Origin of the sequence: Kitasatospora sp. NPDC004723, from assembly GCF_040609255.1 — a bacterium.
In the GTDB taxonomy this organism is placed as follows: Bacteria; Actinomycetota; Actinomycetes; order Streptomycetales; family Streptomycetaceae; genus Kitasatospora.
Window position 1 is genome coordinate 43,667 of sequence record NZ_JBEXJT010000046.1, and the last position, 22,827, is coordinate 66,493.

At 70.2% G+C, this 22,827-nt stretch carries 18 protein-coding genes and 2 pseudogenes; 14 read left to right on the top strand and 6 right to left on the bottom strand.

All coding sequences use genetic code 11. The features are described 5' to 3' along the window. Positions 1-15: 15 nt before the first annotated feature. The 7 genes and pseudogenes from ABZW10_RS31330 to ABZW10_RS31360 form a co-directional block, all read left to right on the top strand. Positions 16-1,143, top strand: coding sequence for a site-specific integrase (locus ABZW10_RS31330; RefSeq protein ID WP_355372643.1), 1,128 nt, complete (start codon positions 16-18; stop codon positions 1,141-1,143). Then, positions 1,140-1,475, top strand: a complete 336-nt coding sequence (locus ABZW10_RS31335) for a helix-turn-helix transcriptional regulator (protein ID WP_355372646.1) — start codon at positions 1,140-1,142, stop codon at positions 1,473-1,475. Before ABZW10_RS31330 ends, ABZW10_RS31335 begins: the two co-directional genes overlap by 4 nt. Beyond that, positions 1,472-3,484 (top strand): hypothetical protein, encoded by a 2,013-nt coding sequence (locus ABZW10_RS31340; RefSeq protein ID WP_355372649.1) that lies wholly within the window; start codon positions 1,472-1,474, stop codon positions 3,482-3,484. Before ABZW10_RS31335 ends, ABZW10_RS31340 begins: the two co-directional genes overlap by 4 nt. A 42-nt stretch (positions 3,485-3,526) precedes the next feature. Continuing rightward, positions 3,527-4,210, top strand: a complete 684-nt coding sequence (locus tag ABZW10_RS31345) for an HNH endonuclease family protein (RefSeq protein ID WP_355372651.1) — start codon at positions 3,527-3,529, stop codon at positions 4,208-4,210. A gap of 147 nt (positions 4,211-4,357) precedes the next feature. After that, positions 4,358-4,690 carry a trypco2 family protein gene (locus tag ABZW10_RS31350; protein ID WP_355372654.1) on the top strand — a complete coding sequence of 111 codons (333 nt, stop codon included), beginning with the start codon at positions 4,358-4,360 and terminating at the stop codon, positions 4,688-4,690. Positions 4,691-5,253: 563 nt separating this feature from the next. Beyond that, the gene (locus ABZW10_RS31355; RefSeq protein WP_355372657.1) at positions 5,254-8,607 is read left to right on the top strand and encodes a hypothetical protein; all 3,354 of its coding nucleotides are present in this window, start codon (positions 5,254-5,256) and stop codon (positions 8,605-8,607) included. 82 nt (positions 8,608-8,689) lie between these two features. Next, positions 8,690-8,965: pseudogene (locus ABZW10_RS31360) on the top strand (HNH endonuclease); the annotation flags it as partial. A gap of 412 nt (positions 8,966-9,377) precedes the next feature. Here ABZW10_RS31360 and ABZW10_RS31365 read toward each other — a convergent pair. Beyond that, positions 9,378-9,530 carry a hypothetical protein gene (locus ABZW10_RS31365; protein WP_355372660.1) on the bottom strand — a complete coding sequence of 51 codons (153 nt, stop codon included), beginning with the start codon at positions 9,528-9,530 and terminating at the stop codon, positions 9,378-9,380. A gap of 943 nt (positions 9,531-10,473) precedes the next feature. Between ABZW10_RS31365 and ABZW10_RS31370 the strand changes: the two genes are divergently transcribed. From ABZW10_RS31370 to ABZW10_RS31380, 3 genes are read left to right on the top strand one after another with little or no spacing between them, the layout of a single operon-like run. Next, a complete protein-coding gene (locus ABZW10_RS31370) occupies positions 10,474-10,764 on the top strand; it encodes a trypco2 family protein (protein ID WP_355372663.1) in 291 nt (96 codons plus the stop codon). After that, positions 10,761-12,371 carry a restriction endonuclease fold toxin-2 domain-containing protein gene (locus ABZW10_RS31375; RefSeq protein WP_355372666.1) on the top strand — a complete coding sequence of 537 codons (1,611 nt, stop codon included), beginning with the start codon at positions 10,761-10,763 and terminating at the stop codon, positions 12,369-12,371. Before ABZW10_RS31370 ends, ABZW10_RS31375 begins: the two co-directional genes overlap by 4 nt. Before the next feature lie 29 nt (positions 12,372-12,400). Further along, positions 12,401-12,775 carry a hypothetical protein gene (locus ABZW10_RS31380; RefSeq protein WP_355372668.1) on the top strand — a complete coding sequence of 125 codons (375 nt, stop codon included), beginning with the start codon at positions 12,401-12,403 and terminating at the stop codon, positions 12,773-12,775. 1,236 nt (positions 12,776-14,011) lie between these two features. Here ABZW10_RS31380 and ABZW10_RS31385 read toward each other — a convergent pair. Continuing rightward, positions 14,012-14,383, bottom strand: a complete 372-nt coding sequence (locus ABZW10_RS31385) for a hypothetical protein (RefSeq protein ID WP_355372670.1) — start codon at positions 14,381-14,383, stop codon at positions 14,012-14,014. Positions 14,384-14,668: 285 nt separating this feature from the next. Here ABZW10_RS31385 and ABZW10_RS31390 point away from each other — a divergent pair, with 285 nt between their 5' ends. Continuing rightward, entirely contained in the window at positions 14,669-15,034 is a 366-nt protein-coding gene (locus ABZW10_RS31390) for a hypothetical protein (RefSeq protein WP_355372673.1), read from the top strand. A 62-nt stretch (positions 15,035-15,096) separates the two neighbouring features. Here the strand turns inward: ABZW10_RS31390 and ABZW10_RS31395 are convergent, their stop codons facing one another. From ABZW10_RS31395 to ABZW10_RS31405, 3 genes and pseudogenes are all read right to left on the bottom strand, one after another. Continuing rightward, positions 15,097-16,035: a restriction endonuclease gene (locus ABZW10_RS31395; protein ID WP_355372676.1), complete on the bottom strand. Its 939-nt coding sequence runs from the start codon at positions 16,033-16,035 to the stop codon at positions 15,097-15,099. Positions 16,036-16,201: 166 nt separating this feature from the next. After that, on the bottom strand, positions 16,202-17,254 hold the full coding sequence (locus tag ABZW10_RS31400) for a hypothetical protein (protein WP_355372678.1): 1,053 nt from the start codon (positions 17,252-17,254) through the stop codon (positions 16,202-16,204). Positions 17,255-17,841: 587 nt separating this feature from the next. Further along, positions 17,842-18,548, bottom strand: a pseudogene (locus ABZW10_RS31405) (transposase); the annotation flags it as partial. Between the two features lie 595 nt (positions 18,549-19,143). On the opposite strand from ABZW10_RS31405, the gene ABZW10_RS31410 reads away from it, so the two are divergent. Continuing rightward, positions 19,144-20,289, top strand: coding sequence for a hypothetical protein (locus ABZW10_RS31410; protein WP_355372681.1), 1,146 nt, complete (start codon positions 19,144-19,146; stop codon positions 20,287-20,289). An 88-nt stretch (positions 20,290-20,377) separates the two neighbouring features. Here ABZW10_RS31410 and ABZW10_RS31415 read toward each other — a convergent pair whose 3' ends face one another. Beyond that, the gene (locus ABZW10_RS31415; RefSeq protein ID WP_355372684.1) at positions 20,378-20,920 is read right to left on the bottom strand and encodes a hypothetical protein; all 543 of its coding nucleotides are present in this window, start codon (positions 20,918-20,920) and stop codon (positions 20,378-20,380) included. 115 nt (positions 20,921-21,035) lie between these two features. Between ABZW10_RS31415 and ABZW10_RS31420 the strand changes: the two genes are divergently transcribed. Continuing rightward, complete coding sequence (locus tag ABZW10_RS31420) at positions 21,036-22,178, top strand: hypothetical protein (RefSeq protein ID WP_355372686.1); 1,143 nt, start codon at positions 21,036-21,038, stop codon at positions 22,176-22,178. 15 nt (positions 22,179-22,193) lie between these two features. Continuing rightward, positions 22,194-22,787 (top strand): hypothetical protein, encoded by a 594-nt coding sequence (locus tag ABZW10_RS31425; protein WP_355372688.1) that lies wholly within the window; start codon positions 22,194-22,196, stop codon positions 22,785-22,787. The last annotated feature ends 40 nt before the right edge of the window (positions 22,788-22,827 follow it).

A 22,827-nucleotide genomic window follows, 5' to 3' on the forward strand; every position in this document is an offset into this window, starting at 1 on the left:
AACCGTGGAGTGGGCGTGCGTAGTGGTGGTGTGCCGGGGGCGTTCCGGCTGGTCGTGCCGGGGAATGTGCGGGCTCTGGACCCGGCGCCGGCGATGTTCGAGGCGATGCTGCGCGGGTGGGAGCAACAGCAGCAGAGCCGGCTGCTGACGAAGAAGACGATCGCCGACCGGCTGGGGCTGGTGCGGCGGTTCGCGCTGTACACGGGGACGTATCCGTGGGAGTGGACGCCGGAGGACGTCGAGGCGTACTTCGCCCACCAGATGTCGGGCACCTCGCCGCTGGCGCACTCGACGGTGCGCGGGCAGCAGGGCGACCTGCAGATGTTCTGCGCGTTCGTCACGGACGGCCGCTACGGCTGGGCCTTGGCCTGCGAGGAGGCGTTCGGGCAGGTCCCGGTGCAGGTCTGCCACGACTGGAACACCGCCGACCATGTCGCCGAGTTCGAGGGCCGGCCCGGACGGCGGGCGCTGACCTACGACGAGTTGCAGACCCTTTTCGACGCCGCCGACGACCTGGTCGAGCTGAAGCGCAAGCGCCGCCGCAAGGGTGTGCTGGCCGCGTGGCGGGACGCGGTGATGATCAAGCAGGTCTACGCGTACGGGACCCGGCGGCGCGAGACGTCGATGCTGGACCTGGCGGACCTGCGGCACAACCCCCGGGCCAAGGCGTACGGGCGGTTCGGCGCGCTGGAGGTGCGGTTCGGCAAGGCCTCGCGGGGCAGCCCGCCCAAGCGGCGCACGGTGCTCACGGTGCCGGAGGTCGACTGGATCGTCCCGGTCCTCGAAGAGTGGGTGGACGAGGTCCGGCCCGGGTTCTCGCCGGGCGCGCATCCGGCGCTGTGGATGACCGAGCGGTGCGGGCGGGTCGGGGTGCGACGTCTGGACGAGGTGTTCGCCCGGGTCCGCGAGCACGCCGGCCTGCCGGACGAGCTGGAGCTGCACTGCCTGCGCCACACCTACATCACGCACCTGGTCGAGTTCGGGTATCCGGAGCGGTTCGTCCAGGAGCAGGTCGGCCACGCCTACGCATCGACGACGGCGCTGTACACGTGGGTGTCGGACGAGTACCGCAACCGGCTGCTGGAGGCGGCGCTCGCCCGGCAGCTGGAACGCGCGGGTGGGAAGGGGAGGGGGCCGCGGTGATGAAGCGCATGGGTGTCGAGTGGAACCTTCGCCTGCTGATGGCCGAGCGGGGCATGTTCCAGACGACGGACCTGGTACCGAGGCTGGCCGAGTACGGGGTGAACCTGTCTCGCGAGCAAGTGTTCCGGCTGGTCACCCAGCCGCCGCAGCGGCTGTCGATGGACACGCTCGCCGCGCTGTGCGGGATCCTGGAGTGCTCGCCGGCGGACCTGATCACGGTGAAGGAGGTGCGCCGGCAGGTCGCCAAGCCCACCGCGACGGGCGACACCGCCTCGCCGGCGAGTGTGCCGCCGGCCCGGCGGGTGCGGATCCAGCGTCCGCAGGGCCTGTGACCAGCAATGCGGCCGTCCCGCCGCCCGCGTGGGTGGAACTCGCCGGCCGCCTCACCGCGTTCCTCCCCGAGCTGCCGGCCGACGAGGCGGCCCGGATCGTCGCCGACATGACGCCGCCCGCCCGCACCCGGATCCGCGACCACCTCCGCCGGTACCCGGACGCCCTGGTCAGCGGGGCCTCCGACGCCCCGCGCTCGGTCCAGCGCCTGATCACCGAGCTGGCCGGCGCCGGCATCTCCGGGGTGAGGGCGCCGGCCTGCCTGCGCTGCGGACGCGTGCGCACCCTACGGCGCGCGGTGCCCGGCGGGCGGGTCTGCCTCGGGTGCGAGGGCGTCCTCGCCATCCGCGGCAACGTCGGCCCCTGCACCACGTGCGGCAAGACCCGGCCCCGGCCCTCCCACCAGCGGTGCGCGAGCTGCCAGCGCGCCCACCTCTCGTCGACCAGGTCGTGCTCGACGTGCGGCAGGCCCGCCCCGATCGACCCGTGCTCGAGCTGCCGGCCGCGCCCGGCCGAGCCGTGCGCGCTGTGCCCGACGACCGCGCCCGTTTGCGCCCGCTGGCCGCTCGGCCCGGTCTGCAAGCCCTGCTACCGCGAGGCCCGAACCCGTCCCGGCACCTGCCCGGCCTGCCGGAAGTCCCGGGTGCTGATCGCCCGCGCAGACGGCCACCGGGTCTGCGGCCCGTGCGCCGGCCACCCGGACCCGTACGCGTGCCCGCGCTGCGCGAACCCGCGCTCCTACAAGGTCCGCGGGCTGTGCGACCGCTGCACCCTCCACGACGAGCTCGACGCCGTTCTCGGCCCCGCCGAGGCCTCGCCGGGCGACCAGTACGCGCGGATGCGCGCGGCGCTGGCCGCGTGCGAGCAGCCGAGGACGGTCCTGACCTGGATCCGCAGCGCGCACTCCTCCCGGCTCCTGACCCGCCTGGTCGCCGCCGGCCGGCCGCTGACCCACGAGGACCTGGACCGCCTGGCCCTCGCCGGGGGCCGCGGCGGCGCGCAGAGCGTCGACTACCTGCGCGGCGTCCTCGTCACCTACGAGGCCCTGCCCGAACGCGACGAGCTTGCCGCCCGGATCGAGCGGCACCTCGCCCGCGTCATGGCACGCCACCCCGAGCACGCCCTGCTCCTTCGCCCGTACGTCCGCTGGTCGCTGCTGCCCCGGGCCCGCCGGGCCGCGGGGCGCCGGGACGGGTTCAAGCACCGCATCCGCTGGGCCTACACCCGCATCAACCTCGCCGCGGCCTTCCTCACCGCCATGAGCGAGCACGGCCTCGTTCTCGCCGACGTCACCCAGCACGAGGTCGACGCCTGGCTCGCCGACGGCCCCGCAACCCGCTACGAGGTCCGCGACTTCGCGGTCTGGGCCGCCCGCCGCGGCCACAGCCGGCCCCTGCTCGTCCCCCACCGGCCCAAGGCCGAACCCGCGGGCCTCGACGAGGACTCCCACTGGGAACTCCTCCAGCAGTGCCTCACCGACACCGCGATGCCCTTGGAGGTCCGCGCCGCAGGCGCCCTCCTGCTCCTGTTCGGCCAGCACGCCACCCGCATCGCCGCCCTGCCCACCGACGCGCTGGACACGGTCGACGGCCATCCCGTGCTCGTCCTCGACCGGACCCCGATCCGGCTGCCCGAACCCCTCGGCCGGCTCCTCGCCGACCTCGCCGACCGGCCACCGCCGTCCGGCTGGGCGGCCAACTCCCCCCGCCGCTGGCTCTTTCCCGGCATCCGGGCCGGCCGGCACATCTCCGCCACCGCCCTGTGCCGGCGCCTGACCGCCCACCACATCCCCATCCGCGCGGCCCGCACCACCGCCCTGGTCCAACTCGCCCAGGACCTACCGCCCGCCATCCTCGCCCCCATGCTCGGCCTGCACGTCATCACCGCCCAGCAATGGCGCCGCCGCGCGGCCACCGATTGGACCGCCTACCTTCAAGCCCGCCGCTCCAGCAGCCCCAGGAACCGGCAACCCGCCGTCAACTCCATTCCGGGCTCGCCGCCGACCGGGTGACCAACCGCCCGGTGCCGCAGCGCCGCCGGTAGACGTGAGCTCATGATCACCACGACCGGGTGGCGCCGCGGCGCCACCGTCCTGGCCGCGCTCGCCGCGGTCCTCCTGCCCAGCGCCGTCCCGGCCGCCGCCGTGGCGACCACCCCGCCCGCCAGCACGGTGCCGGCGCGCCGAGAACTCCCCGAGCCGCCGCCCGTCGACGTCGTGCGCGCCGAACTCGACGGGCTCACTGTCCAAGCCCCGCACTCCATGGACGGCTACAGCCGGGAGAAGTTTCCTCACTGGATCAAGATCTCCGGAGAGTGCGACACCCGCGAGACCGTCCTCGCTCGCGACGGTGAGAATGTCGTCCAGGACGAGCTGTGCCGCGCCGTCTCCGGCACCTGGGTGAGCCCCTACGACGACAAGACCTTCACCGACGCCAAGGCCCTCGACATCGACCACGTCGTACCGCTCGCCGCCGCCTGGCGCTCCGGAGCCGATGGCTGGACCACCACCAAGCGCCGCGCCTTCGCCAACGACCTGCAGCACTCGCAGCTGATCGCGGTGTCGGCGGCCTCCAACCGGAGCAAGGGCGACAAGTCGCCGGACTCCTGGCGCCCGCCGGCGATCGGCTACTGGTGCACCTACTCCCGCGCCTGGACCGACACCAAGCACGTCTACGGCCTCTCCGTCACCGAGCCGGAGAAGGCCGCCCTGGTCGAGATGCTCGACACCTGCGCGTAGCCGGCGGTGGGCCCGCCCGCCTGCCCCGGGCTGGCCGGCGGGTTGGTCGGGTCGAAGTCGCCTTTCCCCTGCGCAGGCCTCCGCGCGGGCTCTACGGTGTCCGCATCGGCATGACGACGCGGTCAGGTGCTTGAAGGGGTGGGTCTGATGGATGTTCCGCTGGCGGACGCGGTCGCGGCAGTACGCGACGAGCTGCTGGAGGCCGCGGCGCGGGCGGGTGACGATCCGCAGGTGGTATTCGCGGTGGGGCCGGTGGAGATGGAGTTCGAGGTCGAGTTGCGCGCCGACGCGAAGGCGAAGGCCGGCTTCAAGCTGTTCGCGGTCGGCGCGGAGACCGAGGCCGGCCTCTCGCGCGCCCGCACCCACCGCGTCGCCTTCACCCTCACCCCGAAGCGCCCTGACGGCGGCGACCTGCTCGTCAGCTCGGCTGCCCCGGACCGGGAGGGCCCCGGCGACGCGTCCGGGCGCATCGCCGACTGAAACCGGGACGGCGGCCGGCGCCCCTTGGCCCGGCTGCGGCCACGCAGAAGTACACAGGACCGGAGGGTAGGGGGCTGGGGTGGAGCGGGTAAGGCTTGCCGGGGTGAACGGTCCGGGCGGGCGAGGGTCGGGGTACGCGGTCGGTGGACGCCTGATCCTTACCTCCGCCCACGTCACCGGACCGGCCGGCACCGGGGTGACGGTCTTCCACCCGGCCGGCACCGGCACGGCGGAAGGCCGGGTCGTGTGGGCCGGTGCCCCGGGCGGACGCGACGACGCGGCGCTCGTGCTCGTCGACGACTCCCCGCACTGGCAGCCACCCACCACTCCGGTCCGGTGGGGGCGTCCGGACACCACCCGCCCCGCCGCCCCGTGTGAGACGTGGGGCTTCCCCGACGAGGCCCAGCGCGAGGGGCAGGCGGTCGAGGCCGCACACCTGCACGGCGAGATCAACCCGGGCAGCGGCTTCGTCGGCAACCAGTACGTCATGGACCTGCGCACCCCGGGTTCCGGGTGGCCGGGCGACGGGACGTCGCCGTGGGGGGGGACTGTCGGGAGCGGCGGTGTTCTGCGACCGCTACCTCACCGGCATCGTCGCCGCCGACCGCGCGAACTCCGCCCACGGCCGGCTCAACGTCGTCCCCTCCTACGTCCTCCACCACGACCCCGCCTTCCGCACCGCCCTCACCGAGCACAGCGGAAGCCCTGCGGGCGGGCTGGAGGCGGTCGAGTTCCAGGACATCGCCGACCCCACCATCACCGCGGTACGGCGCGCCCCGGTGACACCGGCGGCCCTGCTGGAGGCCGGGCGGCAGATCGTCCCCTTCCACGGCCGCGAGGACCTGCTCGCCGAGCTGGAGGCGTGGTGCCGGCTGGACGGGTTCGGGGCATGGCTGCTGCACGGCCCGGCCGGGCAGGGCAAGACCCGCCTCGCCCACCACCTCGGCCGCAGGCTCGCCGGCCGGGGCTGGACCGTGCTGTGGCCCCGCTCCGGCGCCGGGCCCGAGCAACTGCGCGAACTGCGGCGCGCGGCGAAGCCGCTGCTGGTGGTCCTCGACTACGCCGAGACCCGCCCCGAACAACTCGGCGCGATCGTCGACGCTGCCGCCGAACACCCCGGGACCAGCCCGTTCAAACTCCTGCTGCTGGCCCGCACCGCCGGCGACTGGTGGCAGCAGGCCCGCCAAGCCAGCCGGCAGGCCGAGGACCACCTCACCACCGCCCGCACCCACCACCTCACCGCGCTGGAGGACCACCCGGGCCGGCGCGTGGGCCTCTACCTCGACGCCGCCCACGCCCTCGCGGCCGTGCTTCCGTTCGTCGAGGGCCTCGCCGGGCACGACTGGGCCCAGGACGCCACGAGCCTGCGACCGCCTCCACGACTCGGCCTGGACGACGCCTACGGCAACGCGCTCACCCTCCACATGACCGCCCTCGCCGACCTCCTCGACACCGCACGCACCGAACCCGCGGACCGCGCCGGGCACGCGGACGCGCGGGACGTCGAGGACCGGCTCCTCGGCCACGAAGCCCGCTACTGGCGCGACACGGCCACCGCCTGCGGCCTCACCCCTGGCCTGAGCCTGGACACCCTGAGGACCACGCTCGCCGCAGCCCACCTCACCGGTGCCACCGACCGCGATCATGCCGACCAGCTCTGGCGGCGCCTGCCCGCGCTCGCGGACCAATCACGCGACCGACGTGACCGGATCACCGCCTGGCTCACCGCCCTCTACCCCACCACAGCCCCAGGCTCACCCTGGGGTGCGCTCCAGCCGGACCGCCTCGCCGAACGCCACATCGGACGCATCCTCGACACCGACCCCGCCCTCGCCGACCGCCTCCTCGACGGCGCCGACGACGCCCAGGCCGAGCAACTCCTCACCGTCTACAGCCGCGCCGCCGCCCACCCCGTCTTCCAAAACCGCCTCGACGGTCGGCTCACCGACCTCTGCCTCCGCCACCATGAGGCATTGGCCGCGCACATCATCACCACCGCCACCCGCACCGACCACCCGACCCCACTCATCACCGCCCTCGACACCCTCACCACCGACCCCGACATCCCCCTCGACACCCTCACCGAACTCCACGACCGGCTCCCCCACACGAGCCACCGCCTCGCCACCACCGCAGCCCGCCTCGCCGCCACCATCGCGTGGCGCTACCACCCCCTGGCCGTGGCGGACCCGGACGCCCACCTGCCCGACTTCGCCTCGGCCCTCAACGACCTCTCCGGCCGGCTGGGTGAGGTGGGGCGGCTGGCGGAGGGCCTGACCGCCGCCGAGGCAGCCGCCTCCATCCGCCGCATCCTGGCCAAAGCCAACCCCGACGCCCACCTGCCCAACCTCGCCGTGGCTCTCCTCAACCTCTCCGTCCGGCTGGGCACCATGGGCCGGAGCGCGGAGGGCCTGACCGCCGCCGAGGAAGCCCTCTCCATCCTCCGTCCCCTGGCCGAAGCCGACCCCGACGCCTACCTGCCCACCCTCGTCGGCGCCCGCCTCACCCTCTCCGCCCAGCTGGGTGAGGTGGGCCGGAACGCGGAGAGCCTGGCCGCGGCCGAGGAATCCGTCGGCCACTACCGCACCCTGGCCGAAGCCAACCCGGACGCCCACCTGCCCGACCTCGCCATGGCCCTCTACAGACTCTCCGGCCAGCTGGGTGAGGTGGGCCGGAGCGGGGAGGGCCTGACCGCGGCCGAGGAATCCGTCTCCATCCTCCGCACCCTGGCCGAAGCCAACCCGGACGCCCACCTGCCCACCCTCGCCGACGCCCTCAACAACCTCTCCAACCGGCTGGGCGCCGTGAGGCGGCTGGCGGAGGGCCTGGCCGCCGCCGAGGAATCTGCCGGCCACTACCGCACCCTGGCCGAAACCAACCCCGACGCCCACCTGCCCACCCTCGCCATGGCCCTCAACAACCTCTCCGTCCGGTTGGGCGCCGTGGGCCGGAGCGCGGAGGGCCTCACCGCGGCCGAGGAATCTGCCGGCCACTACCGCACCCTGGCCGAAGCCAACCCCAACGCCCACCTGCCCAAGCTCGCCACGGTCCTCAACAACCTCTCCAGTTGGCTGGGTGAGGCGGGCCGGAGCGGGGAGGGCCTGGCCGCCGCCGAGGAATCCGTCTCCATCCTCCGCACCCTGGCCGAAACCAACCCCGACGCCCACCTGCCCACCCTCGCCATGGCCCTCAACAACCTCTCCGTCCGGTTGGGCGCCGTGGGCCGGAGCACGGAGGGCCTGACCGCGGCCGAGGAATCTGCCGGCCACTACCGCACCCTGGCCGAAGCCAACCCCAACGCCCACCTGCCCAAGCTCGCCACGGTCCTCAACAACCTCTCCAATTGGCTGGGTGAGGCGGGCCGGAGCGGGGAGGGCCTGGCCGCCTCTGAGGAATCCGTCGGCTACTACCGCACCCTGGCCGAAGCCAACCCCGACGCCCACCTGCCCAAGCTCGCCGATGCCCTCGCCAACCTCTCCACTCGGCTGGGTGAGGTGGGCCGGCGCGCGGAGAGACTGGCCGCCTCTGAGGAATCCGTCGGCTACTACCGCACCCTGGCCGAAGCCAACCCCGACGCCTACCTGCCCAACCTCGCCATGGCCCTCGCCAACCTCTCCAGTCGGCAGAGTGAGTTGGGCCGGCGCGCGGAGGGCCTGGCCGCCTCTGAGGAATCCGTCGGCTACTACCGCACCCTGGCCGAAGCCAACCCCGACGCCTACCTGCCCAACCTCGCCATGGCCCTCTTCAAAGTCTCCATCGACCTCGGTGGAGCCGGCCGGAGAGCGGAGGGGCTGACCACCGTGAAAGAAACCGTCGCCATCCTCCGCCCCCTCGCCCAGGCGAGCCCCGACCTCTTCGGGGAACCCCTACAGCAGTCAATGAACCTGACCGCCTGGCTCGAAGGACTCGAACCGTAGGCAGCACGGCAGCCACCACCGACACTCCGGCACAAGGAATATGGCACGTTCGGAATGACGCTCCCTGCCAGTCGGCGGATATGCGTGGAATGCCGGACGTCGTGAAGCCTACGCCAACGACCAGGGCGGCCCGCTGACGCTCGTCGCGGTCACCGCGAAGTCGAACCGATCGAAAGCGGACAAGGACCCGTTCGAATGGCTCCCGCCGCTCGCCGCTGTCCACTGCCGCTACGCCGCCGAGTGGGTCTCCACGAAGCTCCGCTGGAGCCTGGCGGCCGACCCGGCCGAGGCCGGCGCGCTCGCGGGCATCGCCCAGCGGTGCCCAACAACGACTGTAGAGTACGAACCCGCCGCGTAGGCGGCTGGCGCTGACCTCGCAGCTCCCGCGCTCTTCCCGGGGTGAGAGCTGCCGGGAGAGTTCGAAGGTACCCGCCGGTGATGGCCCTCAAGATTGTGCGTCTCGCGGTACCGGCGGGCACCGCGTCAAGGCTATCCGGAGTCATCGGCCGAGTTGGCACCGGCCTAGCCGCGGAGGAAAGCGAACCGACCGCTCGACGTCGAGGCCACGCCCCCCCGGACAGAGCAACCCGCCGTGCCCCGGACGAGGCGCCTTCGTTGAGCAGGCGAGTGCCTGCTTCCCCAAGGCACTCACAGGCTCCACACGCCCGGTCGGAGGTCCGGCCGGGCGGAGCGCCGACCCGCGCGGGGGAGGGCGGCTCGCACACCCATCGGGCGGGCCGCTCCTCCTGGGCGTTGTTGGGCTGACCTGGTCAGACGTCCCGGTGGGCGACTCCGGCGAGGGCGACCTCCTCGCTGTCCGTGAGAGCCAACCCGCAGAACAGGCAGGAGAAAGACTCGGCGACACCGACATCGAGTTGGTGGCCCGGGTGCTCGCAGTCCGTGTCGCAGCACTCGCAGGGCACGGCGGTGAGGTTCCCGCTCGCCGTTCGCCGTTCCGCTGTATCCGCACGCCGGACATCCCCCCACCCGAGGTAGTCGTCGCCAGGACCTTGGCGGCCACGCAGCCAATCTGAGCGGTCGATCGTGTCGACGATCTCGGATCGGCAGGCGGGGGTACTCGGTGCGCGCGACGTCGACCAGCCCGGCGATGACGCTCGATGAGATGAGCACTTTGACCGCTACGGCGGTCTTTGCCCGCTGGTTGATGCCCGGGGCAGCGTGCATTGCGTCCGGTCGGGCCGGCTGCTCACGGACGGCCGGGAGATGCAGGCCGCACACCTAGACCTCATCGACCAGGCGTTCCGCCGGATCGCGGCAGGAGAAACGATCCGCCTGCTGCTGACGATGCCGCCGCGGCACGGCAAGTCCCGCGGGCCGCGCGCTGGGCGCCGCTCTGGTACCCGCTCCAGCGGCCGGACCACCGAGTGATGTCGCCTCCTACTCCTCCGACCTGGCCGGCGACCACGGCTGGTGGACCAGGGACGCGATCACGACGTGGGACGAACAGCTTGGCCTGCACCTCCACCCCGACTCGAAGGCCGCGAACCGGTTCGACATCCTCTCGAAGGAAGGCGGCCTGTTCGCGGCCGGTGTCGGCGGCGGCCTCACCGGCAAGGGCGCCCACTTGGCAATAATCGACGACCCGATCAAGGACGCGATCGTACTGGTGCACCTACTCCCGCGCCTGGACCGACATCACACCTCTACGGCCTGTCCGTCACCGAGCCGGAGAAGGCCGCTCTGGTCGAGATGCTCGACACGTGCGCGTAGCCGGCGGCGGACCTACCCGCCGCGCCCGGTTGGCCGGCGGGCTGGTTCGGCCGAAGTCGCCGTTCCTGAGCAGGCCGCCGCGCGGGCTCTACGGTGTCCGCATCGGCAGGACCACAGGGTCGGGTGCTCGAAGGGATGGATCTGATGGATGTTCCGCTGGCGGACGCCGTCGCGGCAGTACGCGACGAACTGCTCGAAGCCGCCGCGCGGGCGGGTGACGACCCGCAGATGGTGTTCGCAGTCGGGCCGGTGGAGATGGAGTTCGAGGTCGAACTGCGCGCCGGCCGTCGGCCAGGCTTCGTAGGTTGGTTCCAGGACAGCGCCGGGCCGTACCTGAGGTCGCTTGCTGTCGGCTGCGTGTTCCCGGGCCGGCAGCGCCCGTCCCTTGCTACCGTGCAGGGGGACGGACAACGGGGGGCTCGATGACCAGTTTCCACGTCAAGCCAGCGGACATGATCCTCTCCTCCGCCGGGTTCACCGACCTGCATAACACTGCCGCGCAGATCTACCGTGGCCTCGTCCTCGCCCTGGACGATGTCGCGGGTATGGCCGGTGACGACGACGCTGGCAAGAAGTTCGCCGCCAAGTACAACCCCGCCTCGCAGAAGATCGTCGACGCGATGGCGGCGGCCGTCGGCCAACTTGGCGGTACCGCCAATGGCTTGTACACCATGGCGGTCGCCTACATTCAGACTGATGCCGACATCGCGGCCTCGCTGATGGCTCCACAGAAGCTGCCAGCGTCCACCAGTCCGGAGTGCGACGAGGAGGTCGCCAAAGCGAAGCTCCACTCCGCTGTCGGCCACAACGGCGGCAGCGCGATCCACGACCTCCTCAAGCAGTTCTGGCCCCAAGGCGACCCGGGCAAGCTCCGCCGGGCCGCGGCGGCCTGGAAGAACTTCGCGGGCCTCGTCAGCCGACTCGGCGTCGAAGGTGACAAGAGGGTGCAGCGGGTCACCGCGTCGAGCACCTCCAGCGCCGTCACGGGCTTCGCCCAGAACTGGGCGAAGATGCACGACAGCTGCGCCACGCAGGGCCCGCTGCTGAACAGCATCACCAACACGGCTTTCAAGCTGGGTCAGGCCTGCGAGGCGTACGCCAAGGAGGTCGAGGACCTGCGAGACACCCTGGAGACCCTCGCCATCGCCGCGGGCATCGTCGCGGGCGCCGGGCTCGTGCTGACGGTCTTCACCCTCGGCGGCTCCGACCTCGCGGCAGCCGGCGGAGAGGCCGCGATCGCCGCCGAGGCCGGTACCGCGGCGGTCGCGATGGCCGCGGCGGTGGAGGGCAGCGCCGAACTTGCCGTGCTGGCCGAGGCCGCGGCCGTGGTCGACGGCGCGGCGGCGAGCCTGATCCCAGTGGGAGCAGGGGCCCTGGCCATGACGACCGCGGCCGTCGTCCTGGCCGGTGCGGGCGACGCCGCGGCGGCACCCGCGCCCAAGCCCCCGCCGTTCACAGTCACCCCGGGCATGCCGCCGCTGCCGCACGACCCGACCAGCCCGTTCCCGGTACTGCCCCCGCACCAACAGGCCGCGATCCGGGCGTGGATGGCGCAGATGCAGCAGGACGGCCGCACGTTCCAGGCGAACGGGCCCCATGCGCCCAAGCCACCAGACAAGCCCGACCCCAAGATCAACGCGAGGCGCGCATACCAGGTCAGGGTCGCGGGCTCGACGGAGTACCGGCTGTACACCGACGTGGAGGACCCTGCGACCGGGCGCGAGCTGGGCATGGACGCCGACGGTGTCCGCCCGGAGGACGGTGCCGCGATCGACGCCAAGTACATCGGACAGCAGAACAGCTGCAAGTCCCCGTTCCGGCTGGACAACGCCGACGGGGTCTTCGAGTTCGCCTACGAGAACACCATGGAAGGAGAGTCCAAGAAGCTGGAGAAGTACGCATCGGCGCTGAAGGACCCCCGGAACAAGGTCAACCACCTCGAACTCATCACGAACGACCCCAAGGCCTCCGCCTACTTCCAGGCCCTCATGACGACCCATGGGGTCACCGGCCGCGTCCGCATCGAACCCTGACCCGCACCAATCAGAGAAATGAGCACCCCGTGGGATCCAGCTTCTACATCAGCGCCGACCGCGAGAAGGTCGGGCCATGGACCTTCACCGGCGACCAGGTGACGGACAGCGTCCGGCGGCACTGGCCGGACGCCACGGTGAGCAACGCGTTCGAGGGCTTTCTGGAGATCGTGGCAGATGTCGATCCCGGGCGGCCGGCGGAGCTGTCGTTCAATCTCCGCCACGGCGTGTTCGGGTTCGAGGACCGAGGATCGCCCGTCGGGCCCCTGACCGTCATCTACACGGTGCTGAACGACCTCGCACCGCAGGTGCCTGTCGCGTGGTGGGTCGACTACGACGTGGATCTCCAACCCCTCGACCTGGCCGGAGGTCTCGACGCGTTTATCGCGAGCTTCCCGGCCTAAGGCCTGTCTGACAATCAATCTTTTGGCAGATCAGCCCTCTGGCGGTCGATCAGCAAATTGCGGTCGCCCTGCATGGAGACCAACGTCGAGCGACCGGCCTCCCATGCCGCCCAGGGCGAACCCAGCGACTCGTGGACCTGCGCCAAGCCGTGGGTACCATGAGCGAGCTGCGGTACGCGGTGCTGTCGCTGGGGATCGCTCTGACCAGGACCGACGACGGGGATTCGCCTCGTTTCGGCTTGGATGTCCTGGAGGAGGCGCCCTCTCACGCCGACAGGGTCGCGGAGATCCTGGAGGAGTTTCGGTACGCCCGTCGCCCGGCGGCGACGGAGTCTTCGCAGGCGGGTAGGTTTTCCGCCTACCCGGCCCACGGCCGTCATCTACTCCTGATCGTCCTCGTTCGCGCGCCGCCAGGCACGGCGAACGGTGCTCCAGGACTCCACCACGCTCGGTACCTGGTCCAGCACGCCCTTGACGGCGAAGAGGAGGATGCTCCGCACGCCGGCACCAGCAAGCACAGAAAGGATGATGGTGGAATCCACCGGGTCGACGCTCCCTAGAACAGGGTGGTCGGACTGACGGGCAACCAGGGCAGGCTCCGTCCGACCACGAATGACTGTGGTCGGGACTGAATCCCTGGGTCCCGAAAGCGCCAGGAGACTCAGCAGGTAACGCAGAGCAACGGCAGAGCTGTTCAGCGCCAGAGCGCTTCTGACCCTGCCACCCACGCGACCGAGAGCCTGGCTGTCACCGCCGGGATGGCCGCCAACTACGCTCGCGCCGCCCGATGGCTCAACCTTCAGATTGGCCCGGGGATGGCAGTGCGGGAAACCAAATGTGGCGTGGCTCCGCACGGGTACGTTGCCGAGAGCAGCAGATTGGCTACCAAGATCACGTGAGCGTGTGATCGAACGAAGTGGATCTCCGGTGTCATGACGGGATGATCTTGCGGCCGGTCGACAGAGGCATCTCGAACGCTTGATCGCGAACTGCGTCTCTGAGCTGCACGATGAGCCAATCGCCAGACAAGCGATCTAATATGTGTGGCCCGCTGGCCATCTGACACGCCGGCAGTCAAAGATCGAGGGGAGTCAGCACGTGGGACGACGGATCGATCCAGCCCTCGCTAAGGCGCGGATGATCGAGAAGAGAAGGTGGCCTGTCGCACTCTTCAGCCGGGTGAACGACCCGTGGCCCAGCAGGTGCATGGACTGCGGTGAGTACGGTGAGCCTCGGCTAAACGATCTCACTCGACAAGGCGGTTGCGACCCGTGTGGTCGCAATGCGGGCGCGGATCAGCGCCGCGTGCCCGAATCCGTTGCCATCGAGGAGATCCGGGCCAAGGGGGTCGCGCCGGTCGGCCGGTTCCCCGGCGTCGATGTCCCGTGGCACTGTCGGTGCGTCGTGCCAGGCTGCGCTGGCCAGCAAGGAATCACCCCACGCCTGGTGGATGCCAGGCGCGCCAAGAAGTCGGCTTGCAAGTACTGCTCCGGAAAGGCCGTAGATCCGCTTGTAGCTTTCAACGACATGGTCTTCCTGGGGGGCATGCTCCCAATCGAGCCGTACAGCAGGGCGAACAACCCGTGGCGGTGCGTCTGCATAGCTCACGGCCATCCGGTGTCCCCCAGTCTCACCAACGTCCGGGGCCGGAAAAGCAGGTGCGACGGCTGCGCGCCTAACACGCCATACAGCGATGCCGAAGCTCGGAACATCGCATGGGAGAACGGGTTCGTGCCTGACGCTGACGCCCCTTACCCCAACACGAGTAAGCCCTGGTCGGGCAGGTGTAGGGAAAAGAACCACAGGTGCAGTCCAACTCTCGGTAACCTGATCGCTGGCCAAGGGCCGTGCCTAGCATGCCGCCGGACGGGGTTCAATCCCGACAAACCAGCTTTGGTCTACCTGATCGTCCATGACGGGCTAGATGTCGCGAAGGTCGGCATCTGTGGCAGCACCGTCAACAGGATCACCATCCACGAGGGCCATGGATGGCGAGTCCACGAGACACTCCACCTTCCGGTGGGTGCGGATGCCGCCCTCATCGAGAACCGGATCAAGCACCTCTGGTTCAAGACCCGCAGCTGGGCCCACGGGGTATCCAAGGAGCAGATGCCTCAGGGCGGCCACACCGAGACAGTTGCCCTCGCGCAGCAAGCTGGTCGGATCGCGATCGACGATCTGTGGAAAGACATCGAGACGGAGCACACCGAGATCTCCATGCCGCTGCCTTCTCCTCGTGATGGCGGTCGTGCGCGCTAGGCCAGATCCCAGCTCGCACGACCGCGACTGGCAACAGCAGGTCCCGTCCGAAGGACCAGAACCTACTCGGCCAACGCCAGCTGCGCCGGGAAGTAGCAACTGCCCGTCTCATTCGCGTGCCGCTTCTTGCGGCGCAGCAGCTCGTCCAGGGCGATGCGGCCCTCCAGGACGCAGAATAGGTCACCGCCGTCCATCGTGATGAACGTGGTGCCGCGGTCGTACTCCCTCAGCGCGCCGGCCGTGAAGCCGTTGACCGAGATGTAAAGGCCCAGGGCCAGTTTGCCCTTACGCTTCACCTTGGCGCTGAAGATGTCGACGTGCTCGCGCTCCATGGCCTTCTTCCACCACTTCGCCTCGACGATGTAGTCGTCGGTATCGAAGGAGAGGGAGCCGTCGATCTGCTCGGACTCCAGCTTGTAGGCCAGCCGCGGGTCGAGATCGAACAGGCGGAACAGCTCGTTCAGGAACAGCTCGAACTGCTGGCCGGCCTGCTGGCGGTCCGCCATCTGCCCCAGCTCGATGAACCGGTCTTTGAGGTCGGCCAGCTTGGCCGCGAAGCTCTGCTGCACCTGGACTCGGGTTCGGTAGGCGGCCAGGTCCTGCTCGGCCGCCTGCCGCTCCGCCAGCAGATCCTGGTGCGCTTGGGTCCACCGCTTCAGCCCGGCCACCGCCTCGCTGGCCTGGACCACCAGGTGCTCGCCGTCCGGCTGCCGCTTCAGGCTCGGGAAGCTGTCCATCCCCGCGATCTCGATCATGAGGTCGAGCGTGAGCTGGCGGTACCGGCCCTCGCCCTCCGCCAGCCGGTCGACAAACTCGTCCGCGACCGCCCGCTTGTAGCCCTCGAAGTCGAGGCCGACCAGCAGTTCAGGATGAGCGGTCACGCGCCGGCGGATGAACTGGGCCAGGTCCCGCTTGTACCAGTAGATCGTCGCTAGGGCCTCACCCAGTGCCCCGTACGCCCCCGGGTGAATCTGCTGGGCCCGCATTGACTGGGTGGTCATGCCGCCTACCCCTTCCCCATGAGCTGGAGACCAGGGGCCGGGGTGGTCGCCAGCCGCTCAGGCGGCACGGGATACTGACTCACTGAGCTCTCTTCCTTTCAAGGGGGATGGTTCACACCGAGGCGCCGCTGACTCTTGCCGGAGGGGGCGGCGCCTTGGTCTTCTCCTACGGCCGGTGGCCGGCCAGTTCTGGATCATGGTCAGCCCGAGGAGGCTCGGGAAGCCGGTCCAAGATCATCTGTAGCTGGGCTTCCAAGCGGGTCAGGCGCTGCTCGGTCCGGTTGACCCGACCGGCCTGCTGCGTGACTTCGCGCGCTGGGGGCAGCGAGGTCGCAAGTACATCGGGTGACACGTCCAGACTGTCGACTACCTCAGCGTCCCGCGACGACGCACCATGGACCGCCAGGTCATGCTGGAGCCGCAACAGGTTCAGGCGGGTGCCGTCCTCAGTGCGCCCAGCCAGATCGGCCACGAGGCTGGCCTCATCAGCTTTACCGGCTGCATGGAGAACCTGCCCCAGCCTCGCCGCAGTGCTCCGACGCCCGGCCCCAACAACCACCGCATTGCCATCAGGATGATCCGCTCGCAGCGCCTCGATGGCCTGTGCCACGACCTGAGTCTTACCAGCGCCTGGCGGACCGCTGACTACCAATGGCCCGTTGATGTAGCCCCCGCCAGATGCGGCGGTGAGCGCCTCAATGACCCTCATGGCGGCCGCCGTCTTACCACTGCCCGTGGGCGCGGAGAGCACCGACAGCGGGTGGTTGGGGGCCGCCTGGATGCCAGCCAGCTGCTGCTCCTGGGCCGCCTTGTCGGCGATCTTGGCCCACAGCTCGCGCAGTTGCTCGTACAGTTCTGCGGCAGAGCACTCCCGGACCGACACGCCATCATCGTCACGCTCGACGGCCATGGTCTGCCTCCCCACGGCCCCGGAAAACCGCCCGTGAGCGGCCGACCGGGAGATACCGAGCGCCTTGCCAACCGCGGCCCAAGACGCGCCATTGGCTCGCTCGGCTGCGACTGCAGCCGTAAGTACCTGCTCACTCAGGGCGACCAGCTCGGCGGCGGCCTCAACCCGGGCGACCGACTCCAGTTGCCGCAGCACGTTCTTCACCGTGCCCCCGATGAAAGCGACGTCCTCAGCCGACAGGTCATCGAGCATGGCGGTTGCCAGCAACGTGGCCCGCTCGTCGGCGCTCAGGGCCGGTTCCTCCGACATCTGCCACCCTTCCTTCAGTGACGCATCGTCAAGGCTAGCAGAACAAAACGTCCTGCATGACAGGACGCCAGGCGTCACGAATCAATTCGTAACGGCACCGCCCAGTGCTGGTCGGGCCTGCTGGCGCAGGCGTACCAACCTCCAGGGCGCTGAGCACCAGCTGTCCTGGCGGCTAGGACAGCTGGTGCGGGTAGCTCAGCGGCCCAGACATGAGAAAGCCCCGGAAGACGTCGCCGTCTTCCGGGGCTGAAGGACCAAGCGGGCCGCCAATGGCCACGCGCACCGCCACCGGTGTTGTTCTTCGCCTATGCCTCTTGGTGGACCTTGCGCGGGCTGTTCTTGATCGCCTGAAGCTCACCCATCAGCCGAGCGGTTGTCGCGCTCAGCGGCAGCTACACGGTCGTCCTTCGCTCGGGCGTAGAGCCGGCGGGCAGTGCCACACGACTCGATCACGTCCGGCAGCTGGTCCAGCCGCCCTTGACGACGAAGAGGCCGATGCTGAGCACTCCGGAGATGCTAACCGGCTCGGCAACTACGCCGAGGCCCCCGCGGCAGCTCGGACGCTGTTGGTGAACTTGGGGCCTTGATTACTTCGCCCCGTCGAGCTGTTGCTCGGCGGGGCGAAGTCGTGCGAAGTGGCTGGTGCGGGTGCGGGCCCGTGGTGTGTCGGTGAGGTGGGCGTCGATGCGGGCGAGGTTGATCGCGGCGCCAATGAGCTGGTGCTGGAGGGTGGTCTTCGCCAGGCCTTGGTAGCCGGATCTGCGCAGGCCGCAGCGTCCGACGCCTTGGAGACAGTGCCTTCGACCCCGGCGCGGATCTTGTAGCGCTCCTTCCAGGCGTCGGTCCGCTGCTCGGCCCGGGCTTTGTGGACGGCCTCGTGTTCGTCCCGGCGCCGCAGGTTGATCTCGCGGCGTTCGGCCGTGGATGAGTTGACGCATTCCCGCAGGTGGGGGCAGGGGCGGCAGTCAGCGGGGCTGAAGCGGACCCGGATCACCGGAAGGCCCTGCTGCGAGTGGCGGTGGTGCCACTGGGTGCTGATGGTTCCGTTCGGGCAGGTGACCTGCTCCCGGTCCCAGTCGATGGTGAACGCGTCCTGCCCGAAGGGGCCGCCGACCGAAGCGGCTGTGTTCGCGGCCATCGGTCCTTGCAGGTCGACACCGTGCTCGGTGCGGACGCTCACGATCTGGGCGGCGGTGGGGTATCCGGCGTCGACCCAGTGCTCGCCGGGCAGGCACTCCCGTTCGGCGAGGCCGGCATGGATCTTCTCGGCCATCACGTTGTCGGGGACGGTGGCCTCGGGGCGCATTTACCCAAGGCCTACAGCAGGCTGCACGCCTCTACGCCCGCCTCGAACCGGATGATCCGGGCCCCGAGACGCTGCCTGACGGCCCCGTTCAGGGTCTTCCCGCGCCACGCCCGAGGCCAGGGGCACGGGAAGGCCCCTCTCCGGGCCGAGCATCAGCCGTATCGGGCCGCCCCGCGGCACCATCACCGGTGGCTCAGCCACCACACCACACCACGGACCACCGCCCCGCCAGCGGCCGACGCTGCGCCCCGCAACGCACTGACGCCCGCCAGCCGTACGTACCGCCGGTACCGGGCCCTGCCTGCTGCCCGTCCATACATCGGAGTCCTGCTTCGGGCCCCCTGCGCCCCGGTCGCATCTGCTGCCATTTCTACTCCTTCACAAGCGCGTTGGCGCTGTCTCAGCCGGCTTCTCCGGACTCGTATCTCCATCAGAGCAAGTGGCGGACTGCCCAAAGCGGGGGCACCTCGGGGGGTTCTACGGCGGGCAAACGGGCGGCGGACCTTACACCTGGATCCGAGCTTGGCAGGTGGTATTCACCGCAGCCCAGCCCGAGCGCATGCGGCGGCAGTACGTTCAACCCATGGTCAGAACTTCCCCCAGCCCCGCCGACCGACGATTGATCGACCTCGCAGCGCAGCGCGGCGCCGAGGTGTCGGCGCGCCATCTCGAACGCTGGCGCAGCCGCCCAAGTCCTCTGCTGCCCTCGCACCGGCGGGACTACCCGGGCCGGCCCACCGGCGGTAGCTCCTCGATGGCCGATGACCGGCTGGTCGACTTGGTCGTCTGGCTCGCCCGCAACCGGCGGCCGGGCACCGATCGCGGCCACCTCGCCCTGCGCGCCTTCGGTGCCGGGCTTCCCGTGCCGGAGGAGACGGTCCAGGACGCGTTCGTCCGCGCCGCGCGAGGGGTGGAGGACGAGCTGCGCCGTGGGTTCGGGGAACTGCCCGAGGACGGCGATCTCCAGGAGTGGGTGTACGACGGCGCCGACGCGCTGGCTGGCAGCCGACAGCGTCGCCCGACCGCGGTGGACCGGCGCATCGGAGCCATCGACCGGCAGGTGCAGGCCCTCGTGGAGCCTGCCGCCGCCGAGTTCGCCGCCAGGTTCGACCCCGGCGCTGCCGAGGCCGAGTCGCTGGACAGGAACGACCGACAGTTCCATGCAGCGGTGGCGGCCATGGCCGGCCCCGGGGAACTGACCCCGGACACGCTCGCCAGGTACGCGCGTGGCCTCGTGGGAAACGGCATGCCGCAGTGGACCGCCCATCTACTGGAGACCGACCCGCGCGACCCGCTCGCCGCCGTCGCGGAGGCGCCGAAGCACCAGGCCCCCGGGCTACCAGCACACAGTGCCGCCAACCACCTGCTCAGCGTCGCGCGAGACGCCCCCTTGGAACGGCTGCACACCGCCTGGACCGCCGCCGCCCAGATGCCGGGTTGGGCAGAGAACACCTGCGCCGCCGTCGAGAGCGAGCTTGCCGCCGGTCAGCCGGCCAAGGCGACGGAACGCTGGGCCATTGACATGGTCGTCCCGTTCGACCGGCTCTTCCTTGCCGACGCCCTATCAGACCCTGACCCGGCACCGGGCACGCAGGCTCTGACCGCGCTGAACCTGCTCTTCATGACCGACGCCATCAACACCACGCTCGCCATCACCGACGACGACGGCCGCGAGACCATCCGTCGTCTGGCCCCTCCCTTCTTCCTCTCGCTGGTAACCGTGGAGTGACCGACGTCCCAGGCTCCGGGCGAGACAAAAGGGTGTGAACTGGCGTGCGCATTCACGGCAGGATGGTCGGCCGTGAACACCGATGCAATCAAGCCCGACGGGTCTGCCTGACATGGCTGGCACGGGACGCCCGGTATGCGCTGGCCGCGCTGGGCGAAGCGGCGAACCTCGCCGGCCAGGTCCCGCCCGACCCGCGGGCGTGGATGCTACTGGAGTCCTTCCTGGTGTACACCGCGAAGGTCGCCAAGACGCTCCGGCCGATCATCTCCAACAGGCCACTCCCAGGGCAGCCGTCGAGGTCACTCGGGTCTCCCACGATCGGGCGGGCCAGCCACCGTTGCGCGTCCTGCTCCGCAGCGTAGGCAAGGGACAACTGCTCCCCGATACTGCCCATGAGGCCATGCAGCTCGACAACACGGTTCACGCTCTCGACAACGTCCCCAGCCCCGACCGCGTGCAGCCTGTCGATATACCGGAACCCGGCCATGCCGCCCCGGGCACTGTGCCCTTGCCAGGCCATGGCGACCCCGACGATGTGCTCGCGGCGATCAGCGACTTCCGGAAGCGACCCGTCCGGGTTGTGAGGGGAGAAGCTCGCGAACGACATCGCCGAAGTCCGCTGTTCAGGCACGCCCGGCACCGTACCGCCGCCGCCCCACCCAAACATCCACCTCCAGGTCACCCCGTTCTGGTGGTCCGCATTTACCTGCACCAGACCTGTCGGCACCTCTGGCTAGCATCCCGACATGGACTACCGATCGGCCAGGGACCTGCCGTCCGTCGTGGAGGCAGCTCAACAGCTTGAGGCATTTCGCCTGCTCCGCTACGCCATACCTGCGGCCCGGCGCCCTGACATCGCGAAGATGCGCCGCGACCTCTATCACATCGCGGACACCGTCGACGGCTTCTACGAGCTGCTGGGCCCACGGAACTGGATCTACCACGACAACGATCCGGAACGCCTGTTCCACCTGACGATCGGGCTGAACCGCCTGCCTGCCATGCGCAAGCGGCTGGCGCTCGTGGAGAAAGCCAAGGCGGACTACTTCGCTGGCCGCTACTACTCCACCGTCCACGTCCTTCTGAGCGTCATGGACGGCTTCGTCAACGAGTTCGAGACCGTCCGCAAGGGGCTGCACGCACGGCAGGCAGAGGAGCTGAAGGCATGGGACAGTGTCGTCGGCCACCACATGGGCCTCGCCAGAGCGCACCGAACCTTCACCAAGGGCAGGAGCGCGACCACCGAGGAGCCGGTGTACGAGCTCTACCGCAACGGGATCGTGCACGGAAGCATCCTGAACTACGACAACATCGTCGTCGCTACCAAGGCGTGGAACCGCCTCATGGCCGTCGCCGACTGGGCCCGGGCACGGGAGAAGGAGCAGCAACCCGCTCCGGCGAAACCGACGTGGCGGGAGCTCTTCGCCCGCATCGCCGAACAAGGACGGACAAGCAGAGCCGTTACCGCATTCGAGCCGTTCCAACTCGGCCCCCGAGACGACGGGTTCGCGACCCATCCCGTCCACACCGCCACTGCGGGCTTCCTCACCGCCTGGACCGCACGCAACTTCGGCGCCATGGCGGCACTGGTCACGGCCGATGTGCATACGAAGTACGGCAACGCCGCACCCCGTCAGGTGCGGCTCGCCTTCGCTGACCACGGGTTGAGCGCGTTCACGATCCGGGGCCTGGACTTCCGGGCAGCCGCGGCATGCACGGTCGCGGTAGACCTGACGGCCCCGGATGGTGCCGCACGCTCTACCAGCCTTCGGTGGATCCGGGAGGACGAGACCGGCCAACCGGTGCCCGTCCCACTGGACGGCGGCACCTGGCGCCTCTACACCTGGCACCCGGCAGCCTTCCCGAGCGGGAAGGAATCACCCGCGTAGCATCAGGCACGAAAGATGTCTCGGCGGCCGCCGCCGCAGCAGCTGCGGCCCGTGCTGCTGCCCGCCGCCCTCGAAGCGGAACTCGTCCGATGGAGCTGCCCGCCTTCCGCGCCCGCGGCCCACTACCCCGCCGGGCGCCCCTCCCTGCTGCCGGCGCAGCTCGCCTTGAGCTTCGCGGAACGGGATTCGGCACCCTCGCCCGGGGACACCGAGCACGGCGACCTCGCCGACGACGACTACGACCGGGGCGGCCACGCCGACCAAGTCGCCGCCGCCCTCCAGGGCCTGCGCGAGCACCTCGCCCCGGCGCAGGTCCCCGCGTTCTTCGCCGCGAGATGCACCGCGCTGAACACGGAGGCAGCGCAACTGCCCGATCTTCTGCCCGACCCGGACGGCCTGGAAGAGGAGGCGCACGTGCTGGCGGGCAGCTACACCTGGGTCGACCCGGCGTCGGTGGTGCGCACCGCCGACCCGGTGGTGTGGGGGACGATCGCCCGGGACGGGGAGCGGGCCGGCTCGGTCTGGATCCCGAACGCGATTTGCGGGTGGCTAGTTGTACTGACCACGGAGGTTGGTGACAGGGCTCACGGCCGGGTGATCTTGAAATGAGTGAGGGCCTTCTGGCTCGGTGTGGATTGCGACATCTGCA

What these genes read in the sequence shown, in the direction of transcription:
- ABZW10_RS31370 (WP_355372663.1), top strand. Translation starts at nt 10,474, where the DNA reads ATGGATCTGATGGATGTTCCGCTGGCGGACGCCGTCGCGGCAGTACGC.
- ABZW10_RS31350 (WP_355372654.1), top strand. Translation starts at nt 4,358, where the DNA reads ATGGATGTTCCGCTGGCGGACGCGGTCGCGGCAGTACGCGACGAGCTG.
- ABZW10_RS31400 (WP_355372678.1), bottom strand. Translation starts at nt 17,254, where the DNA reads ATGTCGGAGGAACCGGCCCTGAGCGCCGACGAGCGGGCCACGTTGCTG.
- ABZW10_RS31425 (WP_355372688.1), top strand. Translation starts at nt 22,194, where the DNA reads ATGTCTCGGCGGCCGCCGCCGCAGCAGCTGCGGCCCGTGCTGCTGCCC.
- ABZW10_RS31375 (WP_355372666.1), top strand. Translation starts at nt 10,761, where the DNA reads ATGACCAGTTTCCACGTCAAGCCAGCGGACATGATCCTCTCCTCCGCC.
- ABZW10_RS31395 (WP_355372676.1), bottom strand. Translation starts at nt 16,035, where the DNA reads ATGACCACCCAGTCAATGCGGGCCCAGCAGATTCACCCGGGGGCGTAC.
- ABZW10_RS31345 (WP_355372651.1), top strand. Translation starts at nt 3,527, where the DNA reads ATGATCACCACGACCGGGTGGCGCCGCGGCGCCACCGTCCTGGCCGCG.
- ABZW10_RS31420 (WP_355372686.1), top strand. Translation starts at nt 21,036, where the DNA reads ATGGACTACCGATCGGCCAGGGACCTGCCGTCCGTCGTGGAGGCAGCT.
- ABZW10_RS31410 (WP_355372681.1), top strand. Translation starts at nt 19,144, where the DNA reads ATGGTCAGAACTTCCCCCAGCCCCGCCGACCGACGATTGATCGACCTC.